Origin of the sequence: Planktothrix agardhii, assembly GCF_904830935.1 — a bacterium.
In the GTDB taxonomy this organism is placed as follows: Bacteria; Cyanobacteriota; Cyanobacteriia; order Cyanobacteriales; family Microcoleaceae; genus Planktothrix; species Planktothrix agardhii.
The window spans coordinates 4,623,964-4,650,009 of the sequence record NZ_LR882952.1 but is presented as its reverse complement, the minus strand read 5'-3'; the positions used below and the strand labels follow the sequence as shown (position 1 = coordinate 4,650,009).

General features: G+C 41.6%; 17 protein-coding genes and 1 pseudogene. 7 read left to right on the top strand and 11 right to left on the bottom strand.

What is annotated here, in order from left to right; all coding sequences use genetic code 11:
* Positions 1-26 precede the first annotated feature (26 nt).
* Both NMG88_RS21255 and tmk read right to left on the bottom strand, forming a co-directional pair.
* Complete coding sequence (locus NMG88_RS21255; RefSeq protein WP_235752032.1) at positions 27-989, bottom strand: DNA polymerase III subunit delta'; 963 nt, start codon at positions 987-989, stop codon at positions 27-29.
* Positions 990-1,004: 15 nt separating this feature from the next.
* A complete protein-coding gene (tmk, locus tag NMG88_RS21250; protein WP_227351320.1) occupies positions 1,005-1,649 on the bottom strand; it encodes a dTMP kinase in 645 nt (214 codons plus the stop codon).
* A 198-nt stretch (positions 1,650-1,847) separates the two neighbouring features.
* On the opposite strand from tmk, the gene NMG88_RS21245 reads away from it, so the two are divergent.
* Both NMG88_RS21245 and NMG88_RS21240 read left to right on the top strand, forming a co-directional pair.
* Positions 1,848-3,128, top strand: coding sequence for an RNA-guided endonuclease InsQ/TnpB family protein (locus NMG88_RS21245; protein WP_199918694.1), 1,281 nt, complete (start codon positions 1,848-1,850; stop codon positions 3,126-3,128).
* A gap of 89 nt (positions 3,129-3,217) precedes the next feature.
* Positions 3,218-3,565 (top strand): hypothetical protein, encoded by a 348-nt coding sequence (locus NMG88_RS21240; RefSeq protein ID WP_026787515.1) that lies wholly within the window; start codon positions 3,218-3,220, stop codon positions 3,563-3,565.
* A 31-nt stretch (positions 3,566-3,596) separates the two neighbouring features.
* Here the strand turns inward: NMG88_RS21240 and NMG88_RS21235 are convergent, their stop codons facing one another.
* On the bottom strand, positions 3,597-4,175 hold the full coding sequence (locus NMG88_RS21235) for a PPC domain-containing protein (protein WP_235752030.1): 579 nt from the start codon (positions 4,173-4,175) through the stop codon (positions 3,597-3,599).
* A 66-nt stretch (positions 4,176-4,241) separates the two neighbouring features.
* Positions 4,242-5,729, bottom strand: a complete 1,488-nt coding sequence (locus tag NMG88_RS21230) for a trypsin-like peptidase domain-containing protein (RefSeq protein ID WP_227364728.1) — start codon at positions 5,727-5,729, stop codon at positions 4,242-4,244.
* 260 nt (positions 5,730-5,989) lie between these two features.
* Here NMG88_RS21230 and NMG88_RS21225 point away from each other — a divergent pair, with 260 nt between their 5' ends.
* Positions 5,990-6,172 carry a hypothetical protein gene (locus NMG88_RS21225; RefSeq protein ID WP_027249581.1) on the top strand — a complete coding sequence of 61 codons (183 nt, stop codon included), beginning with the start codon at positions 5,990-5,992 and terminating at the stop codon, positions 6,170-6,172.
* A gap of 5 nt (positions 6,173-6,177) precedes the next feature.
* Here NMG88_RS21225 and sbcD read toward each other — a convergent pair whose 3' ends face one another.
* Complete coding sequence (gene sbcD, locus NMG88_RS21220) at positions 6,178-7,398, bottom strand: exonuclease subunit SbcD (RefSeq protein WP_027249582.1); 1,221 nt, start codon at positions 7,396-7,398, stop codon at positions 6,178-6,180.
* A 249-nt stretch (positions 7,399-7,647) separates the two neighbouring features.
* On the opposite strand from sbcD, the gene NMG88_RS21215 reads away from it, so the two are divergent.
* A complete protein-coding gene (locus NMG88_RS21215; protein ID WP_052369694.1) occupies positions 7,648-8,292 on the top strand; it encodes a hypothetical protein in 645 nt (214 codons plus the stop codon).
* 165 nt (positions 8,293-8,457) lie between these two features.
* Here the strand turns inward: NMG88_RS21215 and NMG88_RS21210 are convergent.
* From NMG88_RS21210 to NMG88_RS21200, 3 genes and pseudogenes are all read right to left on the bottom strand, one after another.
* Positions 8,458-8,598 (bottom strand): annotated as a pseudogene (locus NMG88_RS21210) (PD-(D/E)XK nuclease family transposase); the annotation flags it as partial.
* 53 nt (positions 8,599-8,651) lie between these two features.
* Entirely contained in the window at positions 8,652-9,593 is a 942-nt protein-coding gene (locus NMG88_RS21205; protein ID WP_254035779.1) for an Rpn family recombination-promoting nuclease/putative transposase, read from the bottom strand.
* A gap of 53 nt (positions 9,594-9,646) precedes the next feature.
* Positions 9,647-10,624 (bottom strand): Rpn family recombination-promoting nuclease/putative transposase, encoded by a 978-nt coding sequence (locus NMG88_RS21200; protein WP_235752352.1) that lies wholly within the window; start codon positions 10,622-10,624, stop codon positions 9,647-9,649.
* A gap of 746 nt (positions 10,625-11,370) precedes the next feature.
* On the opposite strand from NMG88_RS21200, the gene NMG88_RS21195 reads away from it, so the two are divergent.
* Entirely contained in the window at positions 11,371-18,159 is a 6,789-nt protein-coding gene (locus NMG88_RS21195; RefSeq protein WP_254035829.1) for a DUF4347 domain-containing protein, read from the top strand.
* Positions 18,160-18,296: 137 nt separating this feature from the next.
* Here NMG88_RS21195 and NMG88_RS21190 read toward each other — a convergent pair whose 3' ends face one another.
* Together NMG88_RS21190 and NMG88_RS21185 are read right to left on the bottom strand one after the other, a co-directional pair.
* A complete protein-coding gene (locus NMG88_RS21190; RefSeq protein WP_227351316.1) occupies positions 18,297-20,861 on the bottom strand; it encodes a GAF domain-containing protein in 2,565 nt (854 codons plus the stop codon).
* Positions 20,862-21,052: 191 nt separating this feature from the next.
* Positions 21,053-22,186, bottom strand: a complete 1,134-nt coding sequence (locus NMG88_RS21185; protein WP_026797347.1) for a glycosyltransferase — start codon at positions 22,184-22,186, stop codon at positions 21,053-21,055.
* Positions 22,187-22,470: 284 nt separating this feature from the next.
* Between NMG88_RS21185 and NMG88_RS21180 the strand changes: the two genes are divergently transcribed.
* Entirely contained in the window at positions 22,471-23,775 is a 1,305-nt protein-coding gene (locus NMG88_RS21180; protein WP_026797346.1) for a glutamate-5-semialdehyde dehydrogenase, read from the top strand.
* Between the two features lie 61 nt (positions 23,776-23,836).
* Here NMG88_RS21180 and NMG88_RS21175 read toward each other — a convergent pair whose 3' ends face one another.
* Positions 23,837-24,511: a response regulator transcription factor gene (locus NMG88_RS21175; RefSeq protein WP_042156567.1), complete on the bottom strand. Its 675-nt coding sequence runs from the start codon at positions 24,509-24,511 to the stop codon at positions 23,837-23,839.
* Positions 24,512-24,774: 263 nt separating this feature from the next.
* On the opposite strand from NMG88_RS21175, the gene NMG88_RS21170 reads away from it, so the two are divergent.
* Positions 24,775-25,998 carry a bifunctional sterol desaturase/short chain dehydrogenase gene (locus NMG88_RS21170; RefSeq protein ID WP_026797344.1) on the top strand — a complete coding sequence of 408 codons (1,224 nt, stop codon included), beginning with the start codon at positions 24,775-24,777 and terminating at the stop codon, positions 25,996-25,998.
* Positions 25,999-26,046 lie beyond the last annotated feature (48 nt).

The window sequence follows — 26,046 nt, the reverse complement described above, 5'->3', positions numbered from 1 at the left end:
ATTGTCTATTGCCTATTATCATCTTTTCAAAATCGACTCATTAATGTACATTCCCAAACTAATCGAGGTTGCACATAACTTAATAAATATTGTCGAGTTTTTTCTAACTGTTTTAAGAAGGTTTGATCAATAATTCCGGTTTTTTGTTGATCTTGCCAATCACAATGTTGTAAATAATCAACTAACCAGAGTTGCGCTTCACTGTCCAAAGTTTGACTAATTTCCTTTGCTAACTCTAAAGCCGATCTTAAATTAGAGGGAGGCTTTTTGACTTTATTTAAAAATTCTACAGGAATGGTTTGTAATTGTTCCCAATGGTAAATGGCTTGTCCGGGGCTTCCTTGTGCCATAGCTAAAATTTCAGCATGGGATAGAATATCATCAAAATTATGGCGTTTTAGGACTTGAATCATGCCTGCATCTGTTAACCGATAAAATGGGATTTTAGCACAGCGAGAAACTAAAGTTGGCAACAAAGAATCAATGCCGGGTGCTATTAAAATAATTGTCGCTTTTCCCGGTTCTTCTAAGGTTTTTAAAAGTCCATTGGCGGCGGATTCCGGCATGGATTCCGCGTGTTCAACTACTACCATTAACCGAGATGCTTCTAGGGGAGGACGACTCAAAAATTGACTAATTTCTCGAATTTGTTCAATCCGAATTTGAGGGGGGGCTTTCCGTTTGACTCCAGCTTCTGTCGCTTCTTTGGGAGAAAGTCGTTTTCCCTGATGTAAATAGGTGGGTTCTACCCATAAAATATCCGGGTGATTTTTCTGCTGAATACGAGAATGAATCTGTTTTTGATTGACAGGTTTATCGGGATTTTGGCAAAATAGAAATTCAATAAAACAGTTAGCAGTTAATGTCCGACCAATACCATCAACCCCGGCAAATAAATAGGCTGGAGCAATGCGATTTTGGGCTACAACTTGGGTTAATAACTCAATGGCGGCTTGTTGTTCGATTAATTGGTCAAAAAAGGTATTCATGTTATTTTGATCACCCTAAATTGCGAATCCCCAGGCTGTTAATTTTTGAGTTAAAATTAATTGAATTGTTTCTGTGACTTGATCAAGATTTAACATCCCATTAATCGGTATAATTCGCTCTGGGTGCTCTTGAGCTAATTGTTGAAATCCCTGTTGTACACGCTGATGAAATTCCAAATTAGCTTGTTCCATCCGATCCATTTTACCTCGATTTCGAGTTCTGGCGAGTCCGATTTCCACATCAATTTCTAACCAGATGGTTAAATCACTTTCTAACCCCTGAGTGGCAATTTGATTTAACTGATGAATTAAATTGAGATCTAAACCTCGACCATAGCCTTGATAGGCGATCGTTGAATCGGTATAGCGATCGCACAAAATAATATTTCCCTGATATAATAAAGGCTTGATAAATCCCTCAATATGTTGGGCGCGGTCGGCGGCATACATTAATAATTCTGCCCGATTTTCGATGGGTTCATCCCCCTGATATTCTAATAATAACCGTCTTAACTCCTGGCCTAATAGCGTGCCCCCAGGTTCCCGTGTGATGATCACCGGGGTATCTATCAGACCTTGTAACCAGCCTTGGATACGTTGCATTTGAGTGGTTTTCCCCCCTCCTTCCACTCCTTCAAAAACAATTAATTTTCCCTGCATCTGTTAATTATCTCTTGGCATTCAAAACGTTGTATAAATATGATAAGGTCTGGAATGGATCATAAAAAAAGGATGGGAGTGTGGAAACTCAGTGTCTTCAGACCACCAGAGGAAACACGACCCAGGGGAATTTATTCCCCTAGAAATATTTAGTAATGGTATCATAAAGAAACCAACATGGTCGTGATAGTCGAGTCAATGACTAAAGCAAGTAAAACAATGGGAGTGCAGCAAATCTTGTTGTCTCCAGATCCAGAAACCCGTGCGTTGATAGAATATCTTTGTCAACAATCGGGTAAATTGTACAATACAGGGATTTATTTTGCCCGTCAAACGTTTTTTAAGACAGGTAAATTATTAACGGGAAAATTTGATTTAGCATTTGAACCATCGGTATCAAAATCTTTATTGGCACAATCAATGCCATCAACACCGATGCAGCAGACCCTAATGTCGGTAACAGAATCCTTTAAATCTTTTAAGAATTTGAGAGATTTACATAAAAAAGGTCAATTACATTTTCGACCTAAACCTCCTGGTTATTTAAAAGGTTCAAAGTTGTTCAAAGTTGCCTATCCCAATTCTGGAGGACAAAGACCAACATTGATTGATGGTCAACTTAGGTTTTCCCTGGGACTAACAGTTAAAAGATGGTTTGGGGTATCTGAATTTTTCTTGTCCATGCCATCAAATCTTGATTATTCTACTGTTAAAGAGTTTACGATTCTTCCTAAGAATGGTGCTTTTTATTTAGAAATGTCTTATGAAGTAGAGAAACAAAACCATGAATTAGATATTAATAAAGCCTTGTCTATTGATTTAGGTACTGCCGACAATTTAGCAGCTTGTGTTGATACCTTGGGAAATTCCTTTTTGATTGATGCCAGAGATTTAAAAGCTAAAAATCAACTTTGGAACAAAAAAGTATCAACTCGTAAAGAAGGTAAATCCCAAGATTATTGGGATAATTGGTTAGACTGTGTAACTCGTAAGCGCAATCACCAAATGCGTGACGGGATTAATAAAGCAGCAAAACTAATTATTAACCACTGTCTTAAATATGGTATTGGAACACTGGTAATTGGTTGGAATGAAGGTTTCAAAACTAATGCTAATCTGGGTAATTTGAACAATCAAAAGTTTGTCCAAATGCCTTTGAGTACACTAAAATCCCGTGTAAAACAACTTTGTGATGTACACGGGATTAGGTTTATTGAAACCGAGGAAGCCTATACTTCAAAAGCTAGTTTCTTAGATGGGGACTCCCTACCTAAATACGGTGAGAAACCGATGGGGTGGAAAGCATCTGGAAACAGAATTAAGCGTGGTCTTTATCGGACATCTGATGGTTTTGTTGTTAATGCTGACTTAAATGGTGCAGCTAATATTTTAAAAAAAGTATCGGGAAGATTAGGTTTGTCGCTTAATCAACTCAGTAGACGATATGCGGCAGTCGTAACGAGAATTAGATTAAACTAATTCTGTCTGCAGAATCTCAGCGTCTTCAGACCTGAGAGTGTCAATCCCTTTGAAGTTCTAATTAATTTATTGCACATCTGGAGTTCCCTATGGCCCGCTACACCGGATTTTTTGTTGTTAATGTCGGTCTCGAAGATATCCGACCGATGATGATTGATATTTTGAAATCCTGTAACCTAGAAATCACCTATCAAACACCGAGTTCTATTATTGCCAGGGAAAATATTGGTCAAGTGAGTGTGAATCAATTAGTGATTGCTGAAATAGTTTTTGATACCGCCACTGCGATGATAGACGAAACTAAAATGACTGTTTTTATTAAAAATGAATCCCTACCTTTACAAAGCCAGAATCACTGTCGAGACATTTTTGAACAAATCAGTCAATTAATTATTGATAATCGCTATTGGGTACTATTAGAAAGTATTGCTTTGTAGCAGAGACGCACCCTGGGCACGTCTCCCTTATTTACTTGATTTTGAGTAAATATTTTCCTCTACCTTTACTATCATAAGCATTAACAATCACTCGATAGGTTCCGGTTTTGGGTAAAGTGATAGTAATTTCAGCATTGGCATTGGTTTGACTGATATCATCGTGTTCTTGCAGTAATTCATTCTCAGAATTAAACAGGGCAAGATAGGGATCAAATTCAGAACTTTCTAATGAAATAGTGATTTGTTGACCTTCTTTTCCTTCAAAAGTGTATTCATCATACAAACTCTTATCCGACGCTAAAACTTGATCTCCTTCTTTGAGTTCACCTTGCTCTTCTAATAACAGGGGTGCAGATGCCGGAGGGGTGGGTATGGTCGAAGGTGGTGGACTAGGTAGTGGAGAAGGTATTGGACTCGGTGAGGGTGTTTCCTCCACCGGAGGTTCAGGACTGGCTGAGGGTTGAGGATTAGGGGTTTCTTGGGCTAGGACTTTTTCAAGGACTAAACCCCTTAAGGGATAGGAATTAGAGACATTGAGAACATCGAATAATGGGGTCTGAAGCACAGCGAATAGACCCATTGTTGTTGTCCAGATTAACATTGATCGCATAAAAACCTCGGTATGGTAGGAAATGGGGAATGGGGAATGGGGAATGGGGAATGGGTAATGGGGTCGCTAACGGACAGTTAATAAATACTGACCTCGACCTGTTTTATCATAAGCATTGACAACCACTCGATACTGACCTGTGACGGGTAAAGTCACCCGAATTTCTGCGTTTTTATCAGACTGACTGGCATCATCATTTTCAGCTATTAATTTGCCCTTGGGATCAAATAATGCCAAATAGGAATCAAAATCTTGACTTTCTGAGCGAATTAAAATAGACTGTCCCTGTTTTCCTTCAAAGGTATATTCATCATATAAACTACCATCGGATGACAAAACAGAATCCTGATCTTCTAATACTCCTTTTTCATTTAAAATCAGTTGACCTGTTTCCGAATTGGAGGAAGATTCCGTTGCTTTCAAGCGTAAACGATAGACTCCCGCCTCTCCTGCCTCATAGGAATTAACTAATAAAAGATAAGTTCCATCCTTTGGTAAAGTGGTAGTAATTTTGGCATTTTTCTCTCCTCCCCCATCATCATCTTGAGCCAACTCCTCTCCATCTTCTGTTAACAAAATTAAATAGGAATCTATCTCATTACTATTCATTTCAATCGTTACCTGTTGACCCGCTTTCCCCTCAAAAGCATAAACATGATAAAAACTATTATCAACGGGTAAAACTTCATCCCCCTGTTTCAAAGTATCCGTAACTTCAGGGCTATTTAATTGAATTTGTTTGGCATTTTCCTTTTCAAAAGCCGGGGTTTCCGCCGTCGGGGTGCGAGATGCCCGTCCCTCTTTCACCGCTTGCAAAAATGGGGGAACCCGGTCAACGGAAATGGCAAAACCAATACCAATATTTCCCCCGCCCTGACCTCTGGTAAAAATCGCCGTATTCACCCCAATTAATTCCCCATCACTGTTGAGCAGGGGGCCCCCAGAGTTCCCTGGATTAATCGCTGCATCGGTTTGAATTAAATTACGGTTTTGGTCTAAACGACTAACAATTCCTACGGTTAAGGTATTTTGGAATTGGCCAAAGGGGTTGCCAATAGCAAAGGCCCGTTGACCGACTTTCACCGAATTGGGACTAGCGATGGGAATAGTGGGTAAGTTTTGAATATTGCGAATTTTCAGCACGGCTAAATCGAGTCCGGGTTCTCCAAAGGCGATGACCTCTGCTTCTAACTTGCGGCCATCGGCTAGGGTGACGATGACGGTGCCTCCGCCGGATACAACATGGGCGTTGGTTAATACTAAACCGTCGGGACTAATAATGGTTCCACTGCCATTAGTTTTTTTTGTATCAATGGAAACCACGGCGGGACTGGCATTTTCATAGACTTTAATATTGATTTCTTCTTCTTTATCAGCCGCCAAAATCAGAGGAGAATCAAAACCGTAATTAGAGATTAAATCCTTAGCAGGAAGGGAGGATGGGGGGACAGGATAAATGGTTTTTGATAGGTTTGCATTGGCAACCGGAACATGAATTAAGGCTCCAATGGTCAACAGTCCCAATGTTGTTAATCGCAAAGATAAAAAATTCATTAATCAGGTTCTATAGATATCCCACCTAAAGTTTAATCAATTGAGAGGCTCTGGTGGCATCTCCAAGGTGAAGCGGGGCGGGTCTACCGCTTCAATTTTGAATCTAATCAACACTTCAACAAAAGGAAACTAGGGTTAATTCCCGACCTTCGGTCGCAACTCAACTTCTGATTTTAACGGTTGTTGGGGGAGAATGGGTAATTACCGTTCAACTAAACCTACTCAAACCTACTCAAAGGCTTAAAGTCCAGTCATTCGTAGTGAGTCAAGATTTGATTATTTTAATTGTGGAACAAGCTAAGGATATTAGCCCTGAGTTGATTCAATTCTTAGATCATACTCCTGAGAAACAAATAAATTCAGACTCCAATGGTAAAGGTTTAATTGAGTTAATTGAACGAACTTTAAAACACCGAAATGATTCTCCCCCGTCTGAATCTTAATTCTATTATTCTCCCGCTAATAGCAGTTGAGCCGCTTCGATCATTTCGGTTTGAAATCCTAGTAAATCTTCCCGACTGGTTAAATAGGTTTTGAGCGCATCCATGGGATCAATACTGCTACCAGAATCCAATTCAGGTAAACGAGGTCTGGCTAATTGGCTAACTAATTCCGGTTTAATTGTATAGCTATGGGCGGCACTCAAAAGCTGGTATAATTCTGTATTATTAATCAAATCTAATTGATCGGAACGCAGTTGATAAATTAACCGAACAACTGCATCTTGGATGTGATTTTTTTCAATCACTTTAATTAAGGTTTGGAGAGGATCATCAGATTTAGAAAGATCCACTTTAATTGTACAAAAAGATCGCACAGTTAACGGACAAAATTGCCATTTAACTTGACCTTTTTCGACTTCAATTAAAATAAATCCTTTGTCTTCTTTTTCTTCGCTAAAATCCACTCGCTCAATACTCCCTGGATAAATAACCGGGGGATCATTAGTCCGATTCAGATTTTGATGTTTATGGACATGACCTAATGCTACATACTCAAAACAAGAGCGAGTTAATAAAGACAGGGGAATATTAAATCCCTTACCAACAGCCAAAAACCTTTCCGCTCCTAAATTGGCTTTATCCGCCATCAAATGCCCTAATAAAATTGTCGGTAATTCCGGGTTTAATTGCCGAATTTCTCCCTCTAAAACGACGGTTAAACGATCAATTAAGAGTTGATTAACGGCTTCTAAAGATAATCCTTCTGTTTCGGGACGAGTTAATAAAGTTGACCGAGTTAACCAAGGTAAAGTAATAATTTGAATCGCACCGTTGTGGGTTTGAATGGTATGGGTTGCCAAACTATCCCCAACTACAAAACCGGGAACTCCTAATGTTCGATAAATCCCTAAACTGGCTCCCCCTTGTCCCTGGGAATGTTGATCATGATTTCCTACTAATAAAACCGTGGGAATTTCTGCATCCACTAACCGCCGAAATTGGGCGGCAAAGGCTTGTTTGACATAGGGGGCGGGAGTCGCATCAGGAAAGGCATCTCCGCCAAATAAGACCAAATCCACTGGTTCTGCGATCGCTCGATCAATACAGCGTCCCAAGGTAGCCGTAAAGTCCTCTAGGCGAGTATTTAAGCCCGTTTCAGGATTGATTTGTCCATGGGAAAAACCACTTCCTAAATGAATATCCGAAAGATGCAATATTTTAATCATTACTAAGTTTACTAAAGTTAATTAATATAGTATAATTAGTTCCTTGGCAAACCGTAAAGAAAAGTGATGGTAATTCAAAAACGCATTCCTTTATTGGAACAAATCCTTGAGCAGTGGAAGGGAACGATAGGAAGTCAATATCAACCCTATAAAAACCATGTCTATCGGATGGTAGGGTGACAATGATTCAATTCCTTTCCTAGTATCAACTCCTTTAGCTCCTATCCCTTTAAATTTAATACAAATAATATGTTTAATAAAAAGCAATGGCCGGAACTCGTCGAATTAATCTTTATTATTGCAGCAATTATCGGTTCCTTTGGTTTGCTCACGGGACAACCAATCACCTATGCAGCAATTACGGGTGCCTTCGCCCTAGGATTAAATTGGCTGAATCGTCAATTATTAGCCCAACAAATTCGGAAAAATAGTGCAACAAATAAAAGTTTAACTCAGCAACATCAGGCGGATTTAGATCAACTCATGGATCAGTTACAAAGAACTATCTCCACTTTAAATATATCTTCGGGACTAGCAATTAATCCCAATCCTCAATTAGCTCAGGAATTGCAATCTTTAATGGCGGTGATTCAAAATCTTTTAGAACGTCAAAATCTATTGGAAAAGACTTTAAGTATGATGCAATCGGAGCTAGAAATTGTCGTGCAAGCTTTCCAAAAACGCCCTGAGTTAGACCAGATGAATAGTTTAACCCATGTGATTGTGGATCTGCAACAATTTATTAATCAATTACCTCAATGGGGAAATTTACAACAACATCAAATGAATGAACTGCATCAAAAAGTCGAACAATCTCTGGAAAAACTCTCAACAGAAATAGATAATATTCCAAATCAAATTGAACAGGAAGTTAAACGACAGGTTAATCTCTAAAAATTCACAAAGGTTAATACTCTCAGGGCTGAAGTCACTGATATTCTGCTGACAGAGTAGATTTAGGTAGTACCCAAAGTCTAACTATTGTATCATAAAAGGTGGTTTCCAGAGAGGTTTACAACTATGGCGATCGCTCACTGTAGCGATACAATTGAACAATGTGCTAATAATTTCTAAAGAAGTGATAAAAGTCTCACCTTGATAGACAATAGCATTCAGAAAACTAATTAAAATATTTTGACTTTGATCCGAACCAAAGATTTTTTTAAAGGCGTAGTCTGTTTTGGGATTAATGAATTTCATAGTGTTAGTGGAAAATAATATAGTTAGGGACTTAAGCATCGCCTCAGTTATGTTCAATTAGGACAATTAGTTTCTAGCCAACTGGATAAATCACCTACACTAGAAAAATCAAAAATAGCTTCAGCCAAAGCTGATAACTGCTCTGAAGTTAGCTGTGATAAACTATCTTCTATTGATTGATTTAGTTCACCTAATTGTCGTTCCAATAGGCGTTTAATCAGATTTATTTGACCAATTTGAATACCAATTTGTTCACCAATTTCAATACCTTCAGCCAACCCTTGAGCTTTACCTAACTCAATAGCACCTATTCTTTCCCGTTCAAACTGTTCTCGTTTCTCCAAATCATCTACTTCCTCTAAACTTAAGTTTACCCGATCAGCGATCGCAAAAGCCTTCTCAATTTCCGGTACAATTAACATAGATTCTGGCACTACTTCTAAATCCGGTGCTTTGCGTAAAAAATAAAGCCATTTATCCGTAATAGTTGTTAATTCTTCCAGAGTTTTATTAAATTTTGGTAACTCCACAAATACTAATTTTAACGGACTATGTTGATAATTTACTTGTAACTCATCTTCCTTGAGCGTAAATTGTGAAATGACTTTATTATGTTCATTAAACATAATAAAATCCGTCACCGCTACACCAATTGCTGCTCTTAATTCTGGATAAACTTCCCCTAATTTTAGTTGATTAACATACATTTTTGCCGTATTATAAAGAATCCTTTTGCCAAAAGCTGGGACATTAAACGCCTGCATTTCAATTAATACATTTTCGCCGTTATTCAGTTGAGCCTTAACATCAAAATAAGTGGTTTTTAAACCAGAAATTCTGCCGGCGACGTAGGGATCAATAATTTCTAAAGAAGTGATGAAAGTCTCACCTTGATAGACAATTGCATTCAGAAAACTAATTAAAATATCTTGACTTTGATCCGAACCAAAGATTTTTTTAAAGGCGTAGTCTGTTTTGGGATTAATGAATTTCATAGTGTTAGTGGAAAATAATATAGGTAGGGACTTAGATAATACCTCAGTCATGTTCAACTAGGGCAATTAGTTTCTAGCCAACTGGATAAATCACCTACACTAGAAAAGTCGAAAATAGCTTCAGCCAAAGCTGATAATTGCTCTGAAGTTAGTTGTGATAAACTATCTTCTATTGATTGATTTAGTTCACCTAATTGCCGTTGTAATAGGCGTTTAATCAGATTTATTTTACCCCTTTGTTCACCCCTTTGTTCACCCCTTTGTTCACCTCTTTGTTCACCAATTTGTTCACCAATTTGTATCCCTTCAGCCAACCCTTGAGCTTTACCTAACTCAATAGCACCTATTCTTTCCCGTTCAAACTGTTCTCGTTTCTCCAAATCATCTACTTCCTCTAAACTTAAGTTTACCCGATCAGCGATCGCAAAAGCCTTCTCAATTTCCGGTACAATTAACATAGATTCTGGCACTACTTCTAAATCCGGTGCTTTGCGTAAAAAATAAAGCCATTTATCCGTAATAGTTGTTAATTCTTCCAGAGTTTTATTAAATTTTGGTAACTCCACAAATACTAATTTTAACGGACTATGTTGATAATTTACTTGTAACTCATCTTCCTTGAGCGTAAATTGTGAAATGACTTTATTATGTTCATTAAACATAATAAAATCCGTCACCGCTACACCAATTGCTGCTCTTAATTCTGGATAAACTTCCCCTAATTTTAGTTGATTAACATACATTTTTGCCGTATTATAAAGAATCCTTTTGCCAAAAGCTGGGACATTAAACGCCTGCATTTCAATTAATACATTTTCGCCGTTATTCAGTTGAGCCTTAACATCAAAATAAGTGGTTTTTAAACCAGAAATTCTGCCGGGGGCGTAGGGATCAATAATTTCTAAAGAAGTGATGAAAGTCTCACCTTGATAGACAATTGCATTCAGAAAACTAATTAAAATATCTTGACTTTGATCCGAACCAAAGATTTTTTTAAAGGCGTAGTCTGTTTTGGGATTAATAAATTTCATAGTATCACCTGGAAATAATATAGTAAAGATTAACGCAGATGGTTATTTATATTTACTTTTTTTGACTATAACACAAACACATAAAATCAATAATATCATAAACCCGCCCCCGCGCCACGTTATCACTGCGACTTTTTTGATAATTTCTGTAAAATATCTCAAATAAATATAAAGATTTGTCATTGAGCGGCTAAACCATTGACAACCGAAAAGCACCTTGTTAGGTTATTTATATTGAAAGTGTCGCGTGTCATCTGTATAAAGGTATAAATACAGCCTTTTAAATTAATTCAGGTGACCTAACCAGACTGACTCAACAACAAACCATTCTACCTGTAAGCATTGCAACACCGAAGCCAGTGAAAGCCCACTTTATATCAGGACTACCACGATCAGGTTCTACTTTACTGGCAGCAATCAGGTTTCACGCAGCTATGACTAGCCCAGTGGGGGGTTTAGTGGAGCGAATGTTGGAAGCCATGAGTGAAAATAATGAGTTTTCCGTATTTATTTCCCCGGAACAAAAACGGGTGCTGATTTGCTAAAGATTACCTGGAAAAATTACTAATATTTAGGTATTGACATCTACCTTTCGATAGATTTACAATATTATGGTTAGGGTTCTCACGGAGTTCGTGCCTTGAACAATAGGTACATAGTTGCACTTGGGCGATTCTTAAGAGCGCTGAAGCGCAACTACATACCTAAGAATTAAATTACTTTACAAAAAAATCACGTAATCTGCCGTGAACAAGCAAATCATTTTCGTAGACTCCTCAGTACAAGATTATCAAAGCTTAATTAATAACGCCGATACCGCTCAAATTGTAATTTTAGATAACATATCTAGCGGGATTGAACAAATTACTAATGCCTTAGCTAATCAAAAAAATATTGAATCTGTACAGATACTTTCTCACGGTAGCGAAGGCAGTTTAAAACTCGGTACTGATGTACTGAATGGGAATGATATAGAAAATTTTAATACTCAGCTAAAACAGTGGGGAAATGCCCTCACAGAAAATGGCGATATCCTATTGTATGGATGCGACGTAGCCTCCGGGGAAACTGGCAAGAATTTTGTTGAACGATTAAGTGAAATCACCGGGGCAGATGTTGCTGCCTCTAACGACTTAACCGGAAATCAAGCATTAGGTGGCGACTGGGATTTAGAAATAGTAACGGGCAAAATAGAAGCCACTGTACCCTTTAATCAGGAGGCGATGGCAGATTATGACTATACACTGGCTAACTTTGATGTCACGGTAGCAAATGATAATGGCACTGGCACTGTAGCAGGTACATTAAGCAAAGCCATTTTAGATGCGAATACCGCAGCCGGCGATGACACTATTACTCTGACCACAAATGTCCGATTTACGGGAGTTCCCCAAGTTCTGATTGACAGCAATATCGCCTTTATTGGTGGCGGGTTCACCGTGAGCGGGGATGTCAATAACAACAGTAGCAATGACGCTGGTGATGTTCGTCCTTTCTTTGTCAAGTCGGGAACCGTCAGTTTCTCAAATATGACCATTAATGGAGGAAGGGCACAAGGCGGAAATGGCCCGCGTGGCGGTGGTGGCGCGGCTGGCATGGGCGGCGCGTTATTTATCTATAACGGCATTGTGACAATTGATAATGTCACTTTTACCAGCAACCAGGCGATCGGCGGGAATAGCGCTAGTGGAGCCCTAGGTGGTGGCGGTGGTCTTGGCGGTAACGGCGGAGGTTCCAACTTTGCAGGGGGTGGCGGCGGCGGCGGCTTTGGTGGCAACGGTGTCAATGGCAGTGGCTTAAGTGGCGGATCTGGCGGATCTGGCGGGGCATTCGGCGCTGCCGGTGCTGGCGGCAACGGTGGAGCCAACATTGGCAGCGGCGGCAACGCCGGTAGCTTTGGTGGCGGCGGTGGTGCGTCTGGCGACCAAGGCCACCCGGGTGGCCGGGGTGGCTTTGGTGGCGGCGGTGGTGCTGGTACAAGCACCGGTGGCTTTGGTGGCTTTGGCGGTGGCGGTGGCCTTGGTACTGGTGTCACAGGCGGCTTTGGCGCCGGCAATGGTGGTACCATTGGTGGTGGTGGTGGTGCCGGGATGGGGGGCGCGATTTTTGTCAGAGAAGGCTCTTTAACGCTGCAAAACACCACCTTAATCAACAACACCACGACAGGCGGCACGGGATCGAACAATAATGGCAAAGCCCTGGCAGGCGCGATTTTCGTGTTGGATGCAGCCGCAAAAAACGCACAAACCTCCCAAGGCAACACACAGGGAATGCCAACGGCTCTTCCCACTGTCAATGTTGTTGGCTATCTCCGCACCAGCGGCAACAGTGCTGCTCAGAACGCAAGCGCTACTACAGATAATAACGATATCTACGGCAGCCTCAATACAGCACCCACCCTTGCGGATACGGCTGTCACCCTCACTTCTGTTCTAGAAGATGTGGTTGCGCCCACAGGAGCCGTTGGGACGCTGGTTTCCCAAATCGTCAGTTTAGGCGGGAACGTCACCGACCCCAATACATCACCCCTCACCGGCATCGCTCTCACCGCCGCCGACACCACAAACGGCAGTTGGTTCTACACGATCGATGGCGGCACCACCTGGAACCCATTAGGAGTAGTATCCAGTACCAGCGCTCGCTTGCTAGCTGCAGATGCCAATACCCGCATATACTTCCAACCAAACACCAACTACTTCGGCACCCTTACCAACGCCATAACCTTTCAAGCCTGGGATCAAGTCGCAGGCACCAATGGCAGCACAGCCAACACCAACATCAAAATCGGTATCAGCACCGCCACCGACACCGCAGCCATCATCGTTACCCCCGTTAACGACATTCCCAGCTTCACCGCCACCAACCCAACCGTTAATGAAGATGCTGGGGCGCAAACAGTACCAAGTTGGGCTAACTTCAGCCCCGGCCCCGCCAACGAATCCACCCAAACAGCCACTTATACTGTTAGTAACATCGGCACTCCTGGCTTATTTGCAGTATCGCCAGCCATAGACGCAAACGGGAATCTTACCTACACCCCCGCCGCCGATGCCAACGGCACTTCTACCTTTGATGTTGTAGTTCAAGATAGCGGCGGCACTGCTAACGGTGCTGTTGATACTTCCACGACTCAAACCTTTACTATTACCGTTAACTCTGTCAACGACAAACCCAGTTTTAGTAACGCTGGAAACCAAATCCTAACAGCTTGGACAAGTACGGCTCAAAGCGTTAGTAATTGGGCAAATACTGTTATCTTCGGCCCCGCCAATGAATCAACTCAAACTGTTAGCAACTACACCGTTACTAACACCGACAATACCTTATTTACCGCTCAACCCAGTGTAGCAACTGATGGCACGCTGACCTACACTCCCAGTGGTAAACCCGGTACTGCTACCGTTAGTGTGCAACTGCAAGATAACGGCGGTACGGCCGATGGTGGTGTCGATCTTTCCGACATAGCTAATTTTAATATTACCATTCCCGCACCAAAAGTTAACCTGACTGCCAGCACAACTACTGCCAGTGAAGCCGGGACAACAGCTATTATCTTTACCGCTAATGCTGAAGGTAATGTCGTCGGTGATCAAACAGTTAATTTAGCATTAACTGGTACTGCGATTCCTGCTGATTTTACTACTACAATTCCCGCTAAAATAACCATCCCAAATGGCAGTAATACAGGCCAAGTAACCCTTACAGTTAATGATGATTTTTTGGTCGAAGGTGCGGAAACAGCTACTTTAACAATTAGCAACCCGTCCACAGGAATCGCATTAGGAACTACCACTAACCAAAGTGTGACGATTACTGATAATGATACGAAAGGCATCACCGTCACACCCACCACAGGATTAACAACCACTGAAGCTGGAGGTAAGGCTACATTTACAGTAGTTTTAAACACTCAACCAACGGCCGATGTCACCATTCCCTTAACTAGCAGTAACACGGCCGAAGGTACAATAGATAAAACCAGTTTAACCTTCACCACTGCTAACTGGAATACTCCCCAAACCGTCACCATTACCGGAGTAGATGATAGCGTAGATGATGGAGATATTGCCTACAATATTGTTACGGTGGCGGCTACCAGTAACGATAGTAATTATAGTGGTGTTAATGCTTCAGATGTGGCAGTTACTAATAGTGATAATGATACGAAAGGCATTACAGTTACACCCACCACAGGTTTAACCACAACAGAAGCCGGGGGAAAAGCTACATTTACAGTAGTTTTAAATAGTCAACCCACAGCCGATGTCACCATCCCATTAACTAGCAGTAACACCGCCGAAGGTACAATAGACAAAACCAGTTTAACCTTCACAGCAACTAACTGGAATACTCCCCAAACCGTCACCATTACTGGAGTAGATGATTTAATAGATGATGGAGATATTGCCTACAATATTGTTACGGCTACTGCTACCAGTACCGATACTAATTATAGTGGTGTTAATGCTTCAGATGTGGCAGTTACTAATACTGATAATGATACCAAAGGCATTACAGTTACACCCACCACAGGTTTAACCACAACAGAAGCCGGGGGAAAAGCTACATTTACAGTAGTTTTAAATAGCCAACCAACAGCCGATGTCACCATCCCATTAACTAGCAGTAACACCGCCGAAGGTACAATAGACAAAACCAGTTTAACCTTCACAGCAACTAACTGGAATACTCCCCAAACCGTCACCGTTACTGGAGTAGATGATTTAATAGATGATGGAGATATTGCCTACAATATTGTTACGGCGTCGGCTACCAGTACCGATAGTAATTATAGTGGTTTTGATGCTTCAGATGTGGCAGTTACTAATAGTGATAATGATACGAAAGGCATTACAGTTACACCCACCACAGGTTTAACCACAACAGAAGCCGGGGGAAAAGCTACATTTACAGTAGTTTTAAATAGCCAACCAACAGCCAATGTCACCATCCCATTAACTAGCAGTAACACCGCCGAAGGTACAATAGATAAAACCAGTTTAACCTTCACCACTGCTAACTGGAATACTCCCCAAACCGTCACCATTACCGGAGTAGATGATTTAATAGATGATGGAGATATTGCCTACAATATTGTTACGGCTACTGCTACCAGTACCGATGCTAATTATAGTGGTGTTGCTGTTGCCGATGTAGCAGTTACTAATAGTGATAATGATACGAAAGGCATTACAGTTACACCCACCACAGGTTTAACCACAACAGAAGCCGGGGGAAAAGCTACATTTACAGTAGTTTTAAATAGCCAACCCACAGCCGATGTCACCATCCCATTAACTAGCAGTAACACCGCCGAAGGTACGGTAAATCAATCCAGTTTAACCTTCACGTCGGCTAATTGGAATGTGGCGCAAACCGTCACCGTTACTGGAATAGATGATAGCGTAGATGATGGAGATATTGCCTACAATATTGTTACGGTGGCGGCTACCAGTACCGATAGTAATTATAGTGGTGTTAATGCTTCAGATGTAGCAGTTACTAATACTGATAACGATACGAAAGGCATTACAGTTACACCCACCACAGGTTTAACCACAACAGAAGCCGGGGGAAAAGCTACATTTACAGTAGTTTTAAATAGCCAACCAACAGCCAATGTCACCATCCCATTAACTAGCAGTAACACCGCCGAAGGTACAATAGATAAAACCAGTTTAACCTTCACAGCAACTAACTGGAATACTCCCCAAACCGTCACAGTTACCGGCGTAAATGATAGCGTAGATGATGGAGATATTGCCTACAATATTGTTACGGTGGCGGCTACCAGTACCGATACTAATTATAGTGGTGTTAATGCTTCAGATGTGGCAGTTACTAATACCGATAACGATATCAAAGGCATTACTGTCACACCCACCACAGGTTTAACCACAACAGAAGCCGGGGGAAAAGCTACATTTACAGTAGTTTTAAATAGCCAACCCACAGCCGATGTCACCATCCCATTAACTAGCAGTAACACCGCCGAAGGTACAGTAGATAAAACCAGTTTAACCTTCACATCGGCTAATTGGAATGTGGCACAAACCGTCACCGTTACTGGAGTAGATGATAGCGTAGATGATGGAGATATTGCCTATAATATTGTTACGGCGGCAGCTACCAGTACCGATGCTAATTATAGTGGTTTTGATGCTTCAGATGTGGCAGTTACTAATGTAGCTTCCACACCAATTCCAACGGTAACTCCAACCCCAATTCCAACGGTAACTCCAACCCCAATTCCAACGGTAACTCCAACCCCAATTCCAACGGTAACTCCAACCCCAATTCCAACGGTAACTCCAACCCCAATTCCAACGGTAACTCCAACCCCAATTCCAACGGTAACTCCAACCCCAATTCCAACGGTAACTCCGACACCAGTTCCAACCGTAACTCCGACCCCAGTTCCAACAGTTGCACCGACACCAGTTCCAACAGTTGCACCGACACCAGTTCCAACAGTTGCACCGACACCAGTTCCAACGGTAACTCCGACACCAGTTCCAACAGTTGCACCGACACCAGTTCCAACCGTAACTCCGACACCAGTTCCAACGGTAACTCCGACACCAGTTCCAACGGTAACTCCGACACCAGTTCCAACAGTTGCACCGACACCGGAACCAATTCCCGAAACTCCGGTATTCAATGGCAGTGCGGATATCTATGACTCCACCAATTTTATAACAACCATCGAATTTCCTACCCAAGAACTCAAGGTTACCGACAATGAACCCATATCACGTACAGCAGAAGCCAATGTCATCTTTGCCTTAGAAGGTAACGATACCGTCCTCGGTGGCAAAGATAACGACCAAATCATCGGAAATGATGGAGCAGATGAACTCTACGGGAACCTGGGTAACGATATCATTACGGGTAATGGCGGGAATGATTGGATTAACGGCAACCTAGGAGAAGACCTGATTGATGGAGGTGATGGAGAGGATGAACTCTTTGGAGGTCAAGAGAATGACTTAATTAAAGGTGGCAACGGAGATGATACTATCTTGGGAAACAAAGGAGAAGACATAACAGAAGGAAACGAAGGTGATGATCTTCTCTCTGGTAACGAAGCCAATGACACCATTTCGGGTAACTCAGGAGACGACATGATTTATGGCGGTCAGGGCAATGACCTTCTCGACGGCAGCGAAGGCAATGATTTGCTCTCGGGTGATCAAGGTGATGATACCCTCGATGGCGGAGAAGGCAACGATATCTTAACCGGAGGTCAGGGTAATGACTGGTTAGTTGGAGCCGAGGGCGATGACACCCTAACTGGTGGTGCGGGTAATGACCGCTTCTATCTGGCCAGTAGTTTTGGGAATGAGCTAATTACCGACTTTACTAACGGAGCGGATATTATCGCTTTAACCGGAGGTTTAACTTTTGAACAGTTACAAATCACCTCTTTTAACGACTCCACCCTAATTAAAATAGCCAGTAGTCAACAACAGTTGGCTGAACTGTTGGGAGTCGATAGTAGATTGATAGGTAAGAGTAATTTTGTTCTAGGATAACAGTCATTATTGTAGAGACGTGCCACGGCGCGTCTCTCTAATACTGAGCTTTCCCGATGCAGCCTAATACCATTTCCGAAAATTGATGCTACAGTAGCCCAATTAAAAAATCAATATAAAATCAATTGGGTTAAAATTTATTTGGTTGTCATTGTATAAACACCATCCCATTCTTCAGGAACAGCAGTTTGTAAATATTGTTGCGATCGCACTAGATGAATTTGTACCGCCCGGTCATCGGGGCGCATTTTTTTTGCTTCTTCAAAAATCCGAATTGCTTGCTTAAACTCTTTCGCTAAATAAGCTACTCTTCCTTGATTAAAACAATCTAAAAACTCTCTTACCTGGTCATCTAAAGCCATCGAACGATTGCCAATTAACTCATAAATACTCACCGCCTGATTCTTTCCTTTCACCCGCACCCGATCCAATTCCCGTACCCAAATTTTATCTTGGCATAAATGATAAGTCATTTCACTAATAATAATATCACAACCATATTGTTTAGTAATTTGTTCTAAGCGAGAACTTAAATTCACCCCATCCCCAATTACCGTATAATCCATGCGTTTTTGTGAACCAATATTTCCCGATACCACTTCCCCCGAACTCATGCCAATACCGATTCTAATTTGCGGTTCATCCGGTCGCATTTGGTTAAATTCCTTCAGACGGCGACGCATATCTAAAGCCGATTTGACCGCCATCCAAGCATGATTATCTCGCAGGGGAAGGGGAGCCCCAAACACCGCCATTAAAGCATCCCCAATGAATTTATCTAAAGTACCTTCATGGGAAAAAACCGCTTCTACCATAGTTTCAAAATATTGGTTTAATAACGCCACCACATCCGAGGCTTCCAAATTTTCTGTTAAGGTTGTATAACCCCGAATATCGGAAAATAAAATCGTCACTTCTTTACGTTCTCCTACCATTAATACATCTTCTCCCAAGGCCATAACCTGTTCGGCAACCCCCGGAGTCATATACCTATACATGGTGGTTTTCATCCGTTTTTCCCGACTAATATCTTCTAAAACAACTAAGCCTCCTCTAACTCCTCCTTCGGGGTTAGTAAGGGGATTAACGGTTAAATTAATACTGCGTTCTATTGGTCGAACTTGTTGTTTAGGATAGGTTATATTATTGGGTTGGGGGTCTGTGGGTTCTCCCCAGGGATGATAAATTTCCGAATTAGAGCGATCGGGAATGCCTAAAATATAGCTAGTTTGGATCACATCTCCTTCAGTTTCTTCCTGTCTAATTAAACCGACGGTTAAACTTTGTTCAGGAACATAATGACGGGCGGCATGGCGGAGACTATCTTCTAAACGAAATCTTAAATTTTCAATCGGTAGGACTTCCCAAATATAACGTCCGGCTAATTTTTCTTCCCAATATTGACGAATAGAGCGATCGCCAACGAGTGGTTTTGGACAGCCCAATAATTCCAAAGCTGCATCATTAATTGTGACAATTTTCCCTTGTAAATCCGTGGAAATCACCACATCAGAAAGACTTTGTAAAATATCCTTCTGATATTGCTTTTCCACCATGACATTTTCAAATAACTGAGCATTTTGTAAGGCAATTCCCGCCTGAGAATTAAACGCCCTTAAAAATTCTTCATCGGAATTAGTAAAACTCCCTTTATTCTTATTAATTAACTGAGTTACTCCGATTAATTCCCCGGCCGCATTAAACACTGGCATACATAAAATATTTCGGGTTTGATAGCCCGTCCTGCGGTCAGTGTTGGGGTCAAAACGAGGATCACAATAGGCATCAGGAATATTCAAAACTTGACCCGTTGAAGCTACATATCCGGCAATTCCACGATTAGCCGGAATCCGAATTTCTATCATTTTTGAACCATCGGCATTCGCTACTTTTGTCCACAATTCTTGAGTTTCTTTTTGTAATAAAAATAAGGTGCTGCGATCGGCTTGCATTAAATCCCGTGCCTGTTCCATCACCGCTTGTAAGGTTGTTTCTAAATCCAAACTTTGCCCTAAAGTTGTTGTTGCTTTTAATAAAGCGGCGACTCCCCGTTGATTTCGGGCGGCAACAAAAAACGATTGACAACTTTCTAAAATAATCCCAATGGAATCGGCAAAAGCTCGAAATTGTTGCTCATCTTCCTCGGTGAATTCCGTATCTTCGGCTTTATTTAATAATCGTACTACCGCCACGGATTCTTGGGGATTTTGGCTACTAAAAATCGGCATACACAGAATGGTGCGGGCATAATATCCGGGGGGTTCATCCACATCCACATCAAATAATTCACAGGCATGAGCATCGGCCACATTCATGCCCTTACCCGTGCGGGCAACATACCCTAAAATTCCCGAATCCATCGGTAAACGGATTTCTTTTGCTAGTCCGGTTTCTTCATCAACTTTTGTATACCAGAGTTGATTTTTTCCGCGATTGACTAAAAAAATTGTCGTGCGATCGGCTTGCAGAATTTGCCCAATTTTGAGGGTAAAGGCATCGAGTAATTGTTCTAATAGAGTCTCTATTCCTTCATTATTAATCAGATCAATTGCCCTAAGAAATTGCTGAAATTCTGCGGTAATAAAATCTAAAATACAGATAAATTCCCCAATTGGCAGATTCTTAACACGCGCCGCCAATAGGCCCATACGATCCACTTGTGTCAGCGTAGCTAAGATGCTACCAGCATTAGAAAAAGTCATGGGAAGGGGATAGTTTGGGTGAGGGATAGAGAACTGAAAAACTCTGATTAGAGGAAGTTAACTGGGTTTGCTCGAATAGAAACCTTCCCAACTAGAAGATATTAATAGATTGAGTAATTGAGTAGATGATAACAGACAAAGGATGGTCATGGTTGACATCCTTGCCTGGGGCTTGAAGTTTCCACTGAATACTAGGCAACGGAGGGAAAGGAGTAACGGCTGAGAATCCCTTGATAGTAGCGTCGTAGCTGTTGGGTAGCTGCGGCCCATCCCCAAGATTCTGCCTCTTTACGGGCATTTTGCCGTAGGATTTCCCGTTCTTGAGAATTGTCGAATAACCGTTGAGTCGCGGTAATCGCCCCATCTTCCTGACGCGGATCGAACAAATAGCCATTAACGCCATCGGTAACAATATCGGGAATCCCCCCAGACCTGGCCGCGACTACGGGGGTTCCCGCGGCCATGGCTTCTAATAGCACTAATCCCAGGGTTTCGGTACGGGAGGGGAAAATAAAGGCGTCAGCCGAGGCGTAGGCGGCTGCTAGGTCTTTTCCCCGTAAGTAACCGACGAAATGGGTGGGAGTTCCCCGAAAATGGGCTTCTAGGACTTGACGGTTAGGGCCATCTCCCACCAGGGCTAAACGGGAATTGGGAATTTTCTCTAAAACTGGTTTAATTCGTTCAATTTCTTTTTCTGCACCTAAACGACCAACATATAGTAATAGATTACAGTCCGGGTTTCCCAGGCTAAGGCGATCGCGCATTTCCACACTAGCCAAAGAAGGTTGAAACATTTCTGTATCTACTCCCCTTTGCCATAAATCTAGCCTTTCAATTCCGTGGGCGTGCAGTTCTTTTACCATCACCGTTGAGGTACAAAGATTCAATTGCGCCTGATTATGGGCCGCTCTTAACATACTCCAGAGTACCTCCTCCAACATTCCTAGACCATAATGGTGCAAATATTGGGGAAGATGGGTATGGTAGGACGCCACCAAAGGAATATTTAACTTTTTGGCATAATATAAACCCCCTAGCCCTAAAATCGCTGGATTCGCAACGTGAATCAGATCGGGTCGAAATTTTTCTAATTCCACGCCAATACCAGGATGGGGAATACCCAGTTTTAACTCTGGGTACAGGGGTAGGGGAAACCCTTCCACTCCATAGATTCTAGCCCCTTTATATTCCGTGAGTCCCCCGGCGGGAGAAATCACCAAAACCTGATCTCCTAACCGTTGTAACTGTTCCACCGTATGACACAGCCGCGTCACGATCCCATCAATTTTGGGTAAGAAAGTTTCAGTGAAAAGAGCAATCCGCATACAAGCTATACACTGATATCAATAGTCCGAGCTTCCCCATCATCTCAGAATTTGCGATCGCTGTTAAGAATTACGAATTACGAATTACGAATTACGAATTACGAATTACGAATTGGTAATACTTCGACTTCGCTCAGTAACAGGGTTATCGGTAATAGACTGATCACTGCTAGAGAGACGCGCCCGATCGCAGCGATGCCGTAGGCTATTGGCACGTCTCTACACTGATGACTGTATGATAAAAAAATAGTAATTTTTGACTAATTTGGGGTTAAATTTTAACAATGACAGTCTCGGAAACCCGTTCTATTCCTTTAGTGGAACTTGCTGCAAAAACTCGTGTAGCAGCACAGAAATTAGGGATATTATCAACAGCAGAAAAAAATCAAGCTATTGAAGCCATTGCTCAGGCTTTAGAAGCGGCTGCGTCGGAAATTATTGCGGCTAATGAAGCTGACTGTCGCGCCGCTGAGGCTGAAGGAATTGCTAAACCTTTATATAATCGTCTCAAGTTTGATACTTCTAAATTAAAGAGTACCATTGCCGGATTAAGAGATGTTGCTAAATTGCCTGATCCGGTGGGCGTTGTGCAAATTCATCGAGAATTAGATCAGGGTTTAATCCTAAAAAGAATCACCTGTCCGTTAGGGGTTTTAGGGGTAATTTTTGAAGCTCGCCCGGAAGCGGTGATTCAAATTTCTGCCTTAGCAATTAAATCGGGGAATGGGGTAATTTTAAAAGGCGGAAAAGAGGCGATTAATTCTTGTCAAGTTTTGGTTAAAGCCATTCGTCAAGGATTATCCCAAACGGCAATTGATCCCGATGCAGTTCAACTTTTAACCACCCGTGAGGAAATTTTAGAGTTATTACAATTAGATGATTATGTGGATTTAATTATCCCTCGTGGGTCTAATTCTTTTGTGAAGTTTGTTCAGGATAATACTCGGATTCCAGTATTAGGTCACGCCGAAGGAATTTGTCATATTTATATTGATAAATTGGCGGATATTAAAAAAGCGATCGCCATTACAATTGATGCAAAAACCCAATATCCGGCGGCTTGTAATGCGGTAGAAACCCTATTAGTTCATCAAGATATCGCCCCTGGGTTTTTATTAGAAGCGGTAACGGCTTTACAAGCTAAAAATGTCGAATTGCGCGGGGATGATCAAACCCTAAAAATTGTTAATATTAAACCCGCAACGGCGGAAGATTGGTCAACGGAATATAGTGATTTAATCTTATCTATTAAAATAGTCGGTAATTTAGAAGAAGCGATCGCCCATATCAATACTTATGGTTCCGGTCATACCGATGCTATTATAACAGAAGATCAAGCCACAGCAAATACCTTTTTAAATCAAGTCGATGGGGCGGGAGTTTTTCATAATTGTTCAACTCGATTTGCGGATGGATTTCGCTATGGTTTCGGTGCAGAAGTAGGAATTAGTACCCAACAAATGCCTCCCCGTGGCCCCGTTGGTTTGGAAGGGTTAGTTACTTATAAATATCAAGTCGTTGGGGACGGACATATTGTAGAAACCTATTCGGGAAGTAACGCGAAACCGTTTACCCATCGAGATTTATAATCAAATTAGCCAGGGGTTTTTAATCCTTGGCTAATCCTGAAAACTATCCAAGGATCATTTGTTATGAATTCAAACAATAACGATACCCCATTCCCCGTACCGTTTCAATCCGTTGACCCCCCAACTTTTTACGCAGATAGCCCACATAAACATCAACAATATTCGAGCCTGGATCATAGTCATATCCCCAAACCTGATCCAATAGTTGTTCCCGACTCAACACTTGACCCGGATGGCGCAAAAACGTTTCTAACAGTTGAAATTCCTTAGCCGATAGGGTAATGGGTGTTTCTCCCAAACAAGCTTGACGGGTATATAAATCCAGTGTAATTTGGCCAACGGTTAAAGTCTTATCTTCATTATTCGTCAATTGGGGATGATGTCGCAAACGGACACGAACCCGAGCTAAAAGTTCTGCAAATCGGAAGGGTTTAGTCACATAATCATCTGCACCCCCCTCTAACCCTGCTACTTTATCCGTAATATTATCCCGGGCGGTCAGAATAATAATCGGAATTTGTTCTCCTTGACCCCGTAATTGCTCTAAAACTTGAAACCCATCTTGATCGGGAAGTCCTAAGTCGAGAATTAACAAGTCAAACTCATGGGCGAGGGCTTTTTCTACTGCTTCTCGTCCATTGCAAGCTAAGGTTGTGATAAATCCATTAGCCCGCAGTCCCTTTTCCAAAAAGGAGGCAATTCGAGGTTCATCTTCAGCAATGAGAATTCGACTCATTCGATCATACCTAGGATGGTTTCAAACGTAGATAATTATTCCTAACTCACAATCTGATTTTAACACAGATTCACAACGGTTAAAATCCTATGATAACTTTCCTTATGGTGCGGGTCTTCTGGCTCCCATTTTTGATAAAATTACCCAGAAATCCCTGATTTTGGTTTACCCATAAAATTAGAGCCAAATTTGACTACAATTAAACTCAAGTCTTACTTACAGTGGGCGGAGAACTTGCGAATTAAAGGTGTGTGGGGTTAGACATGATAATGGTTTGGATCGGAAATTTAGCTTGGGGAGTCGGTTCTATCGTCGGAGTAGAAATGGTAAGGGATCTTTACCATGTCTCGGCTCATATTTTCCCGCCCTTAATTCGTTTGCACAATTGGCATCATCGGGTATTCCGTCCCGATTTAACTCCCGTGAGTGAGGAAATTTATCGCCAAGCCCATTGGTATAATGATGTCCCCGAAGCGGGGGTGATGTTAAGTTTTAGTTTGATATTTCTGGCGATCGCCCATATTTACACCCCCGAAAACCAGGGATTTGCCCTTCTCGGTTGTATTTATACCCTCAGTTTTCTATTCTCAGCTATTGGTCGAGGAATGGGAATTCCCAATATAGATAAACTTACGGATTTAACCCATACTCCAGGGGAATTTGACCGTCCTCCTGCCCCTTGGATGGTAAATCGAACCTACCATTGGCGACATCATTTTGATAATCAAAATTCCTATTTTTGTGGCACTTTGACTTTATTAGATAAAATCATGGGAACGGCGCTTTCATTGAAGGGAAAAACCGTTGCTGTGACTGGAGCATCGGGAACTCTCGGACAAGCTCTTTTATTTCATCTCCATGCTAAAGGAGCAAAAGTTCTGGCTTTGACTTCCGGTGATCAACCTTTGAGTTTAACGGTTGAGGGGGAAACAATTCCCATCAAAACCGTAACTTGGCAAGTCGGACAGGAACAACAATTAGGGGAGTTATTCCAAAAAGTAGATATTTTAATTATTAATCATGGGATTAATGTTAACGGAATGAGAACCGAAGAAGCGATTAGCCAATCCTATCAGGTGAATACGTTTTCCGGTTGGCGTCTATTAGAATTATTCCTAAGTACCGTTAAAACTAACGCTGATATTGCCAAAAAAGAAGTTTGGGTCAACACATCGGAAGCGGAAGTCGGGCCAGCATTTAGTCCCCTCTACGAAATGAGTAAACGGACTTTAGGAGATTTAATTACTCTCCGTCGTTTGGATGCACCCTGTGTGATTCGGAAATTAATTTTAGGGCCATTCAAAAGTAACTTAAACCCCATTGGGGTAATGTCTCCTAACTGGGTTGCGAAACAAGTGATTAAACTAGCTCAAGGAGATGTTCGTAATATCATTATTACGATTAATCCTTTAACTTTTATTGCTTTCCCGATTAAACAATTCTGGGTTTCTACCTATTTTAAATTGTTTAGTCGCCAGCCGAATTAGGGAATTACGAATTACGAATTACGAATTATGAATTACGAATGGGTTTTG

Bases quoted from the DNA above. Each gene is read 5' to 3' on its own strand.
- NMG88_RS21230 (WP_227364728.1), bottom strand. From the start codon at position 5,729: ATGAATTTTTTATCTTTGCGATTAACAACATTGGGACTGTTGACCATT.
- NMG88_RS21215 (WP_052369694.1), top strand. From the start codon at position 7,648: ATGTTTAATAAAAAGCAATGGCCGGAACTCGTCGAATTAATCTTTATT.
- NMG88_RS21185 (WP_026797347.1), bottom strand. From the start codon at position 22,186: ATGCGGATTGCTCTTTTCACTGAAACTTTCTTACCCAAAATTGATGGG.
- NMG88_RS21245 (WP_199918694.1), top strand. From the start codon at position 1,848: ATGACTAAAGCAAGTAAAACAATGGGAGTGCAGCAAATCTTGTTGTCT.
- NMG88_RS21200 (WP_235752352.1), bottom strand. From the start codon at position 10,624: ATGAAATTTATTAATCCCAAAACAGACTACGCCTTTAAAAAAATCTTT.
- NMG88_RS21205 (WP_254035779.1), bottom strand. From the start codon at position 9,593: ATGAAATTCATTAATCCCAAAACAGACTACGCCTTTAAAAAAATCTTT.
- NMG88_RS21240 (WP_026787515.1), top strand. From the start codon at position 3,218: ATGGCCCGCTACACCGGATTTTTTGTTGTTAATGTCGGTCTCGAAGAT.
- NMG88_RS21255 (WP_235752032.1), bottom strand. From the start codon at position 989: ATGAATACCTTTTTTGACCAATTAATCGAACAACAAGCCGCCATTGAG.
- NMG88_RS21180 (WP_026797346.1), top strand. From the start codon at position 22,471: ATGACAGTCTCGGAAACCCGTTCTATTCCTTTAGTGGAACTTGCTGCA.
- NMG88_RS21170 (WP_026797344.1), top strand. From the start codon at position 24,775: ATGATAATGGTTTGGATCGGAAATTTAGCTTGGGGAGTCGGTTCTATC.
- tmk (WP_227351320.1), bottom strand. From the start codon at position 1,649: ATGCAGGGAAAATTAATTGTTTTTGAAGGAGTGGAAGGAGGGGGGAAA.
- sbcD (WP_027249582.1), bottom strand. From the start codon at position 7,398: ATGATTAAAATATTGCATCTTTCGGATATTCATTTAGGAAGTGGTTTT.
- NMG88_RS21190 (WP_227351316.1), bottom strand. From the start codon at position 20,861: ATGACTTTTTCTAATGCTGGTAGCATCTTAGCTACGCTGACACAAGTG.
- NMG88_RS21235 (WP_235752030.1), bottom strand. From the start codon at position 4,175: ATGCGATCAATGTTAATCTGGACAACAACAATGGGTCTATTCGCTGTG.
- NMG88_RS21175 (WP_042156567.1), bottom strand. From the start codon at position 24,511: ATGAGTCGAATTCTCATTGCTGAAGATGAACCTCGAATTGCCTCCTTT.